Genomic DNA, 12,424 nt, shown 5'->3' with positions numbered 1-12,424 from the left:
GTCCTTCTGTTATTCGTGGGAGGTTATCGAAGTTGCGTAGGGCTGCCGCACTAACCGTGCTTCTATGCTGTTAAGTAGCAAATAGGCAAAGGAAAATACCATATCTCAGTCGAAAGTTCTTAGTTGAGCTGATGTCGCTTTAAGTTTTCCCACATAGAAAGATAGTAAGTACTCCCAAGGTGGTTAATTGTGAAAAATAAAGTTAAAGGCATTCCATTTTCAGCAGTTAAAGCCGCTGCATTCAAGGACCCAGCTGTTCTCGAAGCTTACTTGCTTGAAAGAGCCTCAGAATCAAATCGGATTGATATTGAATTGTTCATGACTAAGCTCAAGGCTGTTTTAAGTGCTATTCCTCAGAAGGATATTGAGTTGTGTGATTTGGCTAATGAGTTAGGCATTGTTTTGGCCTCACTATCTGGTAATGAAAAACATACCGAAAAGAAGTGTCTTAATGGGATTAGACATGGCTTTTCATTGACTAGAACGACATAATTTTCAGTCTACATATGTGCTCATCAATATCAGTTCATCACTGTTGCATGTTTAGATCTTTCTAGTTTGTGCTTCAGACACGGATATTTACATTGCTCTTGAGTTTTTATTAGTTGTTTCTGTTTCGCTACTCTACTGTTATAACTCATTCTATGTGGTGCATACGCCTATTTTCCTTCTTCTTAATGCAAAGTTCCTCTTATAGAGGCCGCTGGTAAATTTGCATTACAAAATGATTACCGCGCTACTATCTTCAAAAGAGAATGTAGGCTAGATTCACTTGCTTGCAATATTTTATAGTGTTATCAATAAACTAACTCTAAAATTTCAAGTGAAATCGCATTATGAATGAGTCTCGTCTACAAACGCTGTTTACCGTATTGCCAGTCATTTCTGCAGCGTTGTATTTTATGGGAATTACGTATCATCAAAGTTATCTCGCGGTGTTTGGCCTTGATGATTCACAGTTCCCACTCGCATCAGATAAATCTCTAGTGTCTGGATTCCTTGCTTTGATGATATTTAGTTTCAAGCCAATGCTGTACGCGATAATAGCTGTTTGCACATTGGTTTTTACGGTGATTGTTACAGCAATACTCTCTTCTTATCCAAAGGTTAAACATTGGCAATCCATTATTCTTGCCCGATTAGCTTCGTTAAAACTAAAAAATCGCCCTTCAGAAGCTATGCACAATCTCGTAGATAAGAGCACAATCATTTATGGATATAGTGTTGGTATCTTTTTATTGGTGCTTTCTCTTGTGTTAGCTACTGTTTTATCTGGAAAAATTGGCAAAGAACAGGCCGTTAAAGAAATAGGAGTGTTCAACGATAAGCTTGGGGCGTATGCAATGCTTCATTCAAAGTTGCTTCCAACCCCCATACGTGTGAAGCAGATCATCTGTAGTCCAACTCATTGTGCCTTTTGGCTTGGTAATGAGACCTTGGTTATTCGGCATGATAGTGTTGAGCGTGCCCTAATGTATAACCCCGCAATACAGGCGATGCAAAAAGAGAATTAATAGTGCGCGTTTTAATCGCCTCATGAGCTAAATGCGTATTAAATGTTAAGCCATATAGGAGAATGCGTATGTCGAAGAAGCCTTCTGATATTTTTAACGAAACAAACTTCGTTTTCGGCTCAAAAAGTGATTTCAAGGACGCATATCCTGAAATTCAGGAGATGTCTATTCATGTTACAGAGTTACAGAGTTAGAGAGCCTAATCTGGATGAAGGAACAGGTGACACATCATCTCACACTAGAGCGCCCCGGCGGCGAATACATTAATTGCACCAATCCATCATGTGAAGGTGGAGGTTTTTCAATGGGTAATATTTTACGTGAAGCGATAAGCGGCAAGAAAGAAAAAATAGAAAAAAATATTACCTGTCATGGTGCTGAAACCTCAGGAAGACGGTGTATGCATGCTTTTAAAGTCAGTGGTTCTGTCAAGTACAAGGCTTAATAAAGCGCAACTATTCGTGCTCTTTTTGTCGTCGCAATTTTTTCGGTGTTATTGCGATTTGAGGATGAATAAAGTTTTAAAGTATGTATGTGAGTCAGTCTAGGCAAGTCTGATTCTCGCCATAAAACTGTCTATTTGAGCTAACCTTGAGTTAACGTGCTTTTGCCCCATTCCTCGTTAGAACTGATATTTCACGTTCGCAATAATGAGTACATTTGACCTACATTTTCTCATGCAAAATTCATAAAGCTAATCTGCATTTTATCCAACATCCCAATCTTAATCGCTTTACACTTAACCAGTAATCTTTCTTGAATAAAGAGGTTCACATGGTTACTCAACAAGACACTAAGCATATCGGTCAATAACGTCCTTTTAAACTTGAAGACATATGGCGGATCAGAACTAGGTTAGAAATTGAACATAATGTCAGAGATCTTGCGTTGTTAAATTTGGCATTGGGCTTATACATCACTAGCTAAGTTAGGTGGTTTTATGGACACCAAACGCACTGGCGTAGCGAGCTGGTCAACGATTTGGGAAGGCTGGGACATATTGCGCGCGCAAGTGTCTGGCTTATCGGTTAGCTAAAAAAAATGTTGGCTGCTGGTAAGGTGCTATAAGATCTGATCAAGAGACAGGTACCGACCCTGAACCGATTAACTATTTTTACACTTACTTCTTCAGCCAATTTGAATTAAAAGTAACCTTACTTCTGATCCTATTTAGTTTTGGCAACGACTAAAGACTGGCATGCATTATGATGTTTGTTTACCAGACTGTGGGAAGAAGACTCTTTCGCTGACGCTCGGAATCTCGATTTGCAAAGTGCTAATAACAGACATTATAAAATCAATGTATCTGATCCCGTAAATATTTAATCTTAGGGATAAAGCGAGCTCATTTGTTTAAGAAATATATTTTGTCCTCCATAACTAGGATGCCTAACTTTATAAACGCTGCATTTACTTGAAAATTTCAAAGCAGCACGCTCAGCATCATTCCCTATTGCAATTAGTTTCTTAGGTTGTAAATAAGCTATGAGAGCTTCTAACAACTCTTCACCTGCTTTTCGTTCTTTAGAATTATGGGCACGATTACTAAAGGGGGAACCTGGCTCATAAGGATGAAGTGGGAAAACATTCCATAGGAAAATAGGCAATGTGATTTTTTCGAGAACGCTCCATATTACCGCAGCTGTTCGTTCTGGCACTGCTTCTCCTTTCGTAATTTGATCACTGCCTAAAGACCATCTACTCAAATGATTTGCAAAATTGACATCATCAGTTAGTGCTAGTCCAGTTCTTCTCCCCCCCCGGTGCCCTAAATCTCTGCCAATCCAAATAGAATCGACTTCAACTTTGCTCGCCGCTACTAACATTTTTTTTAATACATCTCGACGATGTACCGGTGCATTGGAGTTATCATAAACCTCGCAGCGATCGGAGTAGGGATTGAAAGTATTGTCAAATTTTAATCCACTCAATTCTTTGATGAAAATTTCAGCTTTCATATTGTTCTCCAATTTTTCTGTATCTAAGAGTTCGTTGTTCTCTATCTCCTATAATTATACCGCCATTATACTTTTTGACTTGTCTAAACACCTCATATCCTTGCAATATGGCATCTTCCCACAGATTTAATGGACATTCATGAACTTCATAACCATTAACAAATTTTTTAATTATTTTGAGAACATCAAAAGAAACACTGTTATGTCCTTCAAAATAATCTAGGTCCTTTGCGTATGAATATAGCCAAGCGGTAAGCCCTTCTTCAACAACAATCGCTCTACCGCCGTCTTGAGCCTCGTCAAAAATTGGATCGCTTTTTCTCTTATGTTTAATTAGGGCTCGGAAAGTAGGTGACCAGTGCAAAATCGCAGCATGTGCCAAATGAAATACATCGTGGAACCGATAACCATCTGGATCTCGTATATTATCGGTCAAAGGAGAACCAAGAAAAACACCGTTCCATCTTAAGTAACTTTGACCGCTATCTCTTTGAGTTATTTCTATTTCAAAATTTCTAGGAAGTTGTTCTTCCTCACGGAATTCTGCGTCAAAATCAGGTAATGTAGATGCAATTGGTTTTTCAAAACGGCCTACCGCTTTTTTTATGTTTTCTCTCGCAACTTTTGCGAATGAAAGTCCTATAGACTGTAATGATTGAATATAAATTCGAGCAAACTCAACAAGACAATCAAAGTTCTGATCTGTATTTTTATTCACTTTAAGTAATTTAGCTGTTGCACACCCCAACGCGATGAAAGTTTCATCAAGGTCATTGATTTTTTCAGATGTTATAATTTGAGATATAGGTGCATCCTCACTGTCATTAGCTGAAATTGTTTTTAGATCATTATTATTAAATGCAGCTTCAAAAATGTCAGATATCCGTAAATCAAATCGTCTACAGATTGCGGTAAAGTACCAAAGTGCATCACCAAATTCTTCCTCAACAGATTCTTTGTAACCGGTGTATGCTTTTTCCTCCCTTCGATATTTTTTTGTGGCTGCCATTATACTGCCGACTTCACCAAAAAGGCCTAGGAGAACAGGAGTAATATCGTCACTCAAAAACATATCTGTTTTCTCGATAGCGGCCTCGTATTCAGCAAGTGGTAATGACCCGCCTACATTTTCTATGCTTTTTTTTGAATAGGTTTCCATTCCCAAACTCCTTGTAGTTCTTAATAATATTGGCTAAACAGCTAAGTATTTTCGTTTAATTGCTTTAAGCCTTTTAATAACGAGTAAACACATTCGTCAACAAATGGTGTCACCATCAAACGTCTATACTCTGATTCGCTAAGTCCAGCGTTTGATGCTAAATCTGACAAACAAATGTTGTGAATAAAAGTAATTACTTCTTGATAGTCACAATTATGATTGTGATATTTTGCAAGTTTTTGCAAGGCTGAGTAGCCAGAATTATTGGATGTTTGCCAATCTTCAGTTAAAGTATCCGGCGTCTCTTTATTTAGTATAGCGTTACATACATCGCCTACAATTCCATCAAAACCACCAAAGAGAAAAATTGGTTTTTTGTTAAATAGTGAAATTATTATTTCTTCTAAAACCCCCGGCATTTTCCCTTTATAGCCAGATGCCTTCCCTCCGGCACAAATTATAATCGTTGATGTATCTATTAATTTTTCTCGCATACTAGTCAGACAGCGTGACCAGATATAAGAATTTTCTGGTGAATTTGAAGGTAAAAAAACAGTGTTAGATATTCCTACACTAACATCAGTTGGAATAGCATGTTGGACAGTAGACATTATTTGACGATATTTTGCTCTCCAAGCAATTATGTTTTTATCTGACAAATATAAAGGCCAAGCGAGATGATTTTCTATATGAATATCTGTATCTTTTAGCCTTTCTTTTAATATAGTCGCTTCATCTAGGATGAATTCTGTAAACCCATTTTGTCGTAAATCTCCGCCATATATCAATGTTGCAGACCTTGCAAGCATGTGTCTTGCTAGCTCTTGTGCCAATAAAATCAACTGGTCTGGATGACTATGGGTTTCTGAAAAATCATTCTCATTTCTATCTGATATTGATATTCCAACCTTAACTCTAGTTAGAATATCATGATCAGATGGATCCCAAAGAGGTGTACATGCCCTAACTCCTAACAAAGAATGCCAATCTGCTTCTTCAGCAAAAATAGGAGGGTCAGGGTAGTAAACCGTTTTTGAGCTTGTTTCACTTAGTTTCAAAATCTGTCGTATTTCGGGTGGTCGCGCGAATAAATGACAATCCGATAATAGCCATCCTTCTTCCTTATATTTTTGCAATGACTTTAATGCCAAATCGAACCGTATGGTTTCAATAATCGCTGTGGACAAGATGCGAAGTACATCCCTTTCACCTAGTTCTTTAGACGTTGAAATACGAACACATGGAACATTTGAAGCTGCAGGAAATATTCTATCTTCGAAAGTATCTAGACAGTTTACGACAACTACTGGTCTATTATTCTCTTTTGCACAAAGTATCTCCCTTTGACACCAATAGCGTGATGAATAAGAATCACTTTCAAATGCAATGAGTGTAGAGTTTGGAATATGTTTTTCAATTTCTTCAGAAAATAAGAAACCGGGAGCAATTTCTGTGGCATCAAAAAAACGCTTCATATTCGTGGTGTCAATAAATTCCTTTACTTTTAATGAATTAGATAATCCTGTATCCCCTCGCTTTGAGTGGCTTAAAAATAATTTAATAGATAGGTCGCTTCCAGCATTATTGAAATTATTCTGTACACAGCCATGTCTGTAAATTTCATGCGCCAGATAAACAGTCGCAAATAGGCTTTTATTCTCGCTTGGCCAGTCATATGCGCGGATACAATTCAAGCCATAAAGAGTTCCAGCGTGATTCAACCCATATTGGTCCAAGGCTATCGGTACAATAGATACAGAATCATCTAAGGGAATACCTTCAATATAATCACTCCAATTGCTATTACCTACAGTATTCAAACTTGTAAACACAAAAATAATTGTTTTATCAGCAAGTTTCTGGGGATACTTACTTGGCGTTTCATTACCATTTGATGAACTGTATTGAAAAAATGGGATATTTAAGCTTCGAGAAAAAGGTTTATCCCTATCTCTAGTTAGACTTTCTCTAATAACCTTTAGGACAGGCATCGCTAAATCAGAATCTGATGGATTCCATATAAAATTGACAGCTAAAGGTGGGCTATAAAAATGCTCCATTAAAGCATCACCTCAGAAATATTTTTGTCCATAAGTATGTTTCCTCTCAAATTAGAGTCGGTCCTGTTCTATAATAACGAACACCTTGTAAGCGCCAATGTTAAACATTAAATATCAATTAAATCATGTGCTTAATTTTTTCTTGTTAATATATTACACCTGTGCTTTGATTTACCCTTTGGTGGGAAACCATAAATTGACAAGGATCTGACATAACACAATTTAGGTTGCATTTATTTTTAGAATAAACCATCTCTACGAGTTTTTTAGCACTTGCTGAACTAGAAAATGGGATTTTTTTATGACCTATTCCTGGCTTATAATTTATGGAACCTAAATCCACCGAAATGGGATTATTACCAAAATAAAAGAAGTTATTTGAAACTAATACTTGGTCACAATCACCCGTATCTCTTTTTAAGTTATCATTATTTGTAGTTCCATCAGAATTACTGTGATGAGAGTCCTCTTGAATCCAATTACCAACACCATCTCTATGATATATATTGTCTCCAAGCATTTTTAATGGACTGCCATTTCTACAAGGTTTTTTTAGCGAAAATCGAGGTTCATTCCAGTATTCTTCGAAACTCATTTTTTCTGAAACTTTCATAAGTAAGATACATTTTCCTTGGATATCTGTACCTAAATCACGTCCACCTACACCCAGTATCCAATCGCCAATTTTTGCTCCTTTTCTTATTTTGGGTTTACAAGTAGCTAGTGTGCAAATTCCGTAAAACGGATTTGGCGCAAATCCAAAGTCTCTTGTGATTACATATGCGAACAAAGTTGAATTTGGATTTATCAACATACTATATTTTGCCCATCTATTTTTGGTGAAATTGTTCCATCAGGGTTTTCAAACTGGCTTTCCCCTTCAAGCGCATCAATTATGGACTCTGAACGCCAACCAACTCTAGATGATGCATATTTTTTTAAATTTTCAGGAAGATCTACTTGATCTTTAAGACCATTCTCGAATACGCCGATTATTGGTTTACCAAGCCGATGAGCTTCTTTTATTTCCCAATTCACCCAGGGTCTTAAATGGGTTTCTTTACCGATAACTACGATTACCTTACTAGCCCAACTCATTTTCATTCGTAAAAGTCTTTTAATGGTATTATCGCTAACTTTATTTTGATCTAAACGTTTTTGATTTTCAGGTTTAGCCCTAATTGAACTGTTTCTTATTGTGTAATTTTTACCTGCTAAAATACTGGTCAAACCATCTACACTAGCATCATCTTTATGATGATGACTTATAAATACATTCCTAAGTTTACCTGACATTAATGTCGCTCCTTGTAATGCTATTAATTTTAGTTCCATTCTTGGGGGGGACCCAACCCTTATTTGAATCTAAAGGATCAAAATCACTGAATTTCTAACGTCTATTTTTGGGTAAAAATTGACTTTAATCCAGATTACCAGACAATTTTCAGAATGTCTTTTTTGTCGCTCAAATCTGTTATTTCTAAAAATAAGGGGCCATATATGGACGCTCCCGGTGAGTCAAGGCAATAATCTGCTCACCGAAGGCTTTTTGGCCTTAGTTTTCTGTTCAACTGCTTTACTCCTGCCATTGTTATTGATGCGACTAATTTCCGCTAAAAGCGGTTGTACTGCCATATATACGGGCTATGCATGCATTCATTCATCTGAATGTGCTGCCCCTAATGAAATCCGTACCGCTGTGCCTGTAAATGTGAAACACCCATGCGTATTAGGGTTACCCTATCCTTGGCCTAATCGGGCTTACACTGGTTGGACTGAGCCATTTCTTCATCGTTAACAACAACCTTGAGTATTAGGTGCTATCTTGCTGCTCTTATCATCCAGACGGGCTATAAGCCCTTGGCACGACCGAGTTGTGCAAGATAGCGATTTGCTTCATGGTTTATGCTGCCTTGGTAGGTACCGTATTGCTGTGTGTAGAGCACTTGCTTGTGCAATAAAGTCCACATCAGCCTATCGAGTCGATGAGCGGTGGCCACTACTTTTGTGCAGATACTCTTACAGCTTCTTAATTGGGTTATCTACTGATTTAAATCATCACTTTTCTTGTTGGCATGACTGACTATGGCTCTGGCACCGTGAACAAGTTGTTTACGTAAGTAGCCGTCGCCGCGTTTGGTGATACCGCCATTAACGCTCTTTTTGCCTGAGGCGAATTGTTTTGGGGCATTACTAATAGAATATCTTATCCGAAAATCAAAAATTAGAACTAACAATCTAACAAGGTTCATGTCCCAAAGTGAGCTTAGCTTAGAGTATGCTGTATTGCTACCGGCGGCATGGTAACTACAAAGAATCAATTACTCACCATTTGCTATTTTTATGTAACTGTTTTATTTATATTGCTAAGGATTTCTTAGTTTTTGGTGAGTGATGGCATTTTTATTTTCCCCTAGAGCAAGAGCATTCATTGATGAGTCGCTTGAAAGTTATTTGCTTCGAATCGTTTCAGAGAACTTTTTTGATTCTTACCAGCAGCTCAGCTTGGCGATCAGAGAAGAGCTACATGAGCTCGACTTTGAAGCACATGGGGCTTTCCCTATCGAGCTAAAACGCCTCAATATTTATCATGCTAAGCACAATAGCCATTTTAGGATGAGGGCGTTGGGCTTACTTGAATCCCTTCTTGGTTTACCTCCCCATGAACTCGAGAAAATAGCCCTATTTAGATCGAACAGAGTCTTTATTGGGTCTAGCGTTGCAGTGCATCGTAATGGTATCGATATTCCTTTAAGTTTTATCCGTTATGCAAATGAGGATGATGTTGAGAGTGTGCCCGTTTGCCCTCAATGCTTAAAGGATGAGCCTTATATTCGGCAAGTTTGGCATTTAAAACCATATGCTGCCTGTGCCAAGCATGAGTGTGCGTTGATCCATCATTGCCCCGAATGCAAAGCGCCGCTCAACTATATTGAGAATGAATCAATTGGCTATTGTTCCTGTGGATTTGAGCTTTCAAAAGCAGAAATTGTTCGCGCTAAACAGCCAGATCTCATGTTAGCGAGGAGCCTTATTGGTGGTGATGTTACCTCTACAAATCCGCTTCTTCATGAAGTATCTGCGACTCATCGGCTTGCGGCTCTACTTTGGTATCAAAAGCGTTATTGCAAAAGTAAAGAAGCTTCTTTTAGCGATGCGGTGGAGTATTTTGATTACTGGCCTGAAATCCTTTATCAAGAACTGGATAAACTGACGCAAGGCGCTGAATTAAGGCTGATAGAGCTATTTAATCGTACTGCTTTTCGGTTTATTTTTGGTGAGTTAATTCTGCATTCCCGCTGTCTGTATCCAGAGGATAAAGAGCCACATTTTATCTATTCTGCTTCAATGGGTTATTTGCAAAGATTGGTGGTGTTACATCCAAAATCGAAAAAGCCTAACGTGGCCGATATGCTAGTCAGCGTTGCAGAAACAGCGGTTTTACTGTCAACAACCCAAGAGCAAGTTTATCGGCTTCATCAAGATGGGATATTAACGTCGGCGTTTAGACAAAAAATGAAGCAGCGGATTGACCCTCACGCAGCTGTATTTTATTTAAGGCAAGTGATCGAGTATAAAAGCAGCTTCGGCAGTGATAGACAGGGGGTGTACTTATCGGCATGGTAAAGAATTTACATTTGCGAGAACTGCTAGATATTGAAGATGTTCAAGCACGTTCGGCAGCGTTGAGGCGTGCATTTGCTGCTTATACAGAACCGTTAGATGTGACTGGCGAGGAAAGCTCTGCCCTAATTATTTTGCTTAATCTTACCTATCCGAAAAAGTTGGTGGATGACTTACTCGATAAAAGGTTAGCTAGAACAACTGTTAACAACCAAACCCATATTGATGTTTGCATTGACGAAGTACAATGGCTGCATACCCATAATCTCAAGTACCCAGATATTCGGGTCAGTAAACAAAGGCTCGTTACCCCCAGTCCTCAATTACATCCCAGCATATTGAGTAGCGCTAATTGCCAGCGTACTTTAGGGTGGTCTCATGACAGTGCTAAAGTCAATTTCGCCAAGCTGTTTGTTTGCCATTTTATTTGGCAAGGTAAAGTAACTTGCCTTGCAACGTTAATGTGTGAAGCACCAAAATACTGGAAAGAGGCTTTTCAAGAACTTGGCATGCCTGTTAAACAGTTTATGAATATTTGCGGTAGGGTGAAGCATTTTTTACCTGAGCAGTTAAGCCCAGATAAAGTCGATAAATACTCCGTACAGGTTCGAATGCCATACCGTGATGGATATATAGCGGTTACCCCCGTTGTAAGCCATGCACTTCAGTCTGAACTCCAGCAAGCAGCAATCAAAAAACAGGGCCGATATACTAGTCTTGAGTTTATTCGTCCTGCGGCAGTCAGTGAGCTAGTCGCATCTCTTGGCGGTAATGCTAAAGCCCTGAATTATCCGCCTCGTATTAATAAAAAAACTCACGGATTAGGCAACAATTTACTGGCTAGGGTCTTATCTGGTCAGGATGTATTGAATCAAAATGTATTGTCACAGCCTCGATTTGTGAGGGTATTGGATGATCTGTTATCTAGTGAATCAGCATTGGCGTTAAAGCAACGCAGGCAACAAAAAGTCGCCAATCTTAGACAGATAAGAACGATGTTATCTGAGTGGCTTGCGCCAATGTTGGAATGGCGATTAGAGACTAAAGAGGTGCCGATTCTTCTTGGCGAGCTTGAGCCTATTAGTGGCTCATTAGAGTATCAGTTTTTAACCTTTGAGAATGAGCTATTACCCGAATTGCTGCTGCCTCTGTTCGGCAGATTAAATTCGGTGATGTCGTATTCTGCAACGATAAGTCAGTATGCTTTTCACCAGAGATTGATGCCCTATCTTCGAAATAGCTTGAAATGGTTGTTAACTCATTTGGCTTATAAAGAACCTTTGCTACAAAAAGATGCTGAGGATGAGCATTTCCAGCGATATTTGCATTTGAAAGGTATTCGAGTGTTTGATGCCCAAGCTTTATCTAATCCTTATTGTGTTGGCATTCCTTCTCTCACCGCTGTTTGGGGAATGATGCATAACTACCAGCGGCGATTAAATGAAGGATTGGGTACTCAGCTTAGATTGACCTCCTTTTCGTGGTTTATTCGCCAGTACTCATCTGTCTCGGGCAAAAAACTGCCTGAGTACGGCATGCAAGGAGCGAAAGAGAATCAATTTAGGCGAGCTGGAATAATTGATCATCGACATTGTGATTTAGTGTTTGATCTTGTCATTCACATTGATGGTTATGAAGACGATTTAGCGATCTTAGATAATCAAACTGAAATGTTGAAAGCAAGTTTTCCGGCGAACTTTGCCGGTGGAGTAATGCATCCTCCTGAGTTAGATGCTGTTGGTGCGTGGTGCCAGCTTTATCAATCCGAAGCTGAACTTTTCTCAATATTGAAAAGACTGCCTATGTCAGGAAAATGGATTATGCCGACTAGATATTCAATGGGTAATGTTAGTGATCTTCTGTTTCTGCTGGATAAAAATTCTTCGCTGTGCCCCACTATGTTTGGCTATTTACCATTGACTGAACCCGTTAACCGAGTCGGTAGCCTAGAGCCTTTACATTGCTATGCTGAACCAGCGCTTGGCGTAGTTGAGTGTGCATCGGCAATTGAGATAAGGTTACAGGGGCAAATAAACTATTTTAAGAGAGCGTTTTGGATGTTAGAGGCAAAAGAGTATTCAATGCTGATGAAACGGATTTAAGGAAGGT

General features: G+C 38.8%; 10 protein-coding genes and 1 pseudogene. 5 read left to right on the top strand and 6 right to left on the bottom strand.

Features of this window, described 5'->3' with window-relative positions:
• The first annotated feature begins 189 nt into the window (after positions 1–189).
• From KO537_RS16840 to KO537_RS16830, 3 genes are all read left to right on the top strand, one after another.
• A complete protein-coding gene (locus KO537_RS16840; protein ID WP_219235048.1) occupies positions 190–492 on the top strand; it encodes a hypothetical protein in 303 nt (100 codons plus the stop codon).
• A 344-nt stretch (positions 493–836) separates the two neighbouring features.
• Positions 837–1,514: a hypothetical protein gene (locus KO537_RS16835; RefSeq protein WP_219235047.1), complete on the top strand. Its 678-nt coding sequence runs from the start codon at positions 837–839 to the stop codon at positions 1,512–1,514.
• Positions 1,515–1,722: 208 nt separating this feature from the next.
• A complete protein-coding gene (locus KO537_RS16830; RefSeq protein WP_219235045.1) occupies positions 1,723–1,959 on the top strand; it encodes a hypothetical protein in 237 nt (78 codons plus the stop codon).
• An 883-nt stretch (positions 1,960–2,842) separates the two neighbouring features.
• Here the strand turns inward: KO537_RS16830 and KO537_RS16820 are convergent.
• From KO537_RS16820 to KO537_RS16795, 6 genes and pseudogenes are all read right to left on the bottom strand, one after another.
• Positions 2,843–3,472 carry a uracil-DNA glycosylase gene (locus KO537_RS16820; protein WP_219235043.1) on the bottom strand — a complete coding sequence of 210 codons (630 nt, stop codon included), beginning with the start codon at positions 3,470–3,472 and terminating at the stop codon, positions 2,843–2,845.
• On the bottom strand, positions 3,462–4,631 hold the full coding sequence (locus KO537_RS16815; protein WP_219235041.1) for a nucleoside triphosphate pyrophosphohydrolase family protein: 1,170 nt from the start codon (positions 4,629–4,631) through the stop codon (positions 3,462–3,464). The genes KO537_RS16820 and KO537_RS16815 overlap by 11 nt, the downstream gene beginning before the upstream one ends.
• A gap of 41 nt (positions 4,632–4,672) precedes the next feature.
• Positions 4,673–6,691, bottom strand: coding sequence for a hypothetical protein (locus KO537_RS16810; RefSeq protein ID WP_219235037.1), 2,019 nt, complete (start codon positions 6,689–6,691; stop codon positions 4,673–4,675).
• A 145-nt stretch (positions 6,692–6,836) separates the two neighbouring features.
• On the bottom strand, positions 6,837–7,505 hold the full coding sequence (locus KO537_RS16805) for a hypothetical protein (protein WP_219235035.1): 669 nt from the start codon (positions 7,503–7,505) through the stop codon (positions 6,837–6,839).
• Positions 7,499–7,987, bottom strand: coding sequence for a TIR domain-containing protein (locus tag KO537_RS16800; RefSeq protein ID WP_219235033.1), 489 nt, complete (start codon positions 7,985–7,987; stop codon positions 7,499–7,501). Before KO537_RS16800 ends, KO537_RS16805 begins: the two co-directional genes overlap by 7 nt.
• 554 nt (positions 7,988–8,541) lie before the next feature.
• Positions 8,542–8,877, bottom strand: a pseudogene (locus KO537_RS16795) (transposase); the annotation flags it as partial.
• 208 nt (positions 8,878–9,085) lie between these two features.
• Between KO537_RS16795 and KO537_RS16790 the strand changes: the two are divergent.
• Positions 9,086–10,318 carry a TniQ family protein gene (locus KO537_RS16790; RefSeq protein ID WP_219235031.1) on the top strand — a complete coding sequence of 411 codons (1,233 nt, stop codon included), beginning with the start codon at positions 9,086–9,088 and terminating at the stop codon, positions 10,316–10,318.
• Positions 10,312–12,417: a type I-F CRISPR-associated protein Csy2 gene (locus KO537_RS16785; RefSeq protein WP_219235029.1), complete on the top strand. Its 2,106-nt coding sequence runs from the start codon at positions 10,312–10,314 to the stop codon at positions 12,415–12,417. The genes KO537_RS16790 and KO537_RS16785 overlap by 7 nt, the downstream gene beginning before the upstream one ends.
• Positions 12,418–12,424 lie beyond the last annotated feature (7 nt).

This window comes from Shewanella sp. NKUCC01_JLK (assembly GCF_019345615.1).
In the GTDB taxonomy this organism is placed as follows: Bacteria; Pseudomonadota; Gammaproteobacteria; order Enterobacterales; family Shewanellaceae; genus Shewanella; species Shewanella oncorhynchi.
Note: the sequence above shows the minus strand (reverse complement) of the source record. Positions and strands in the feature narration are given on the sequence as shown.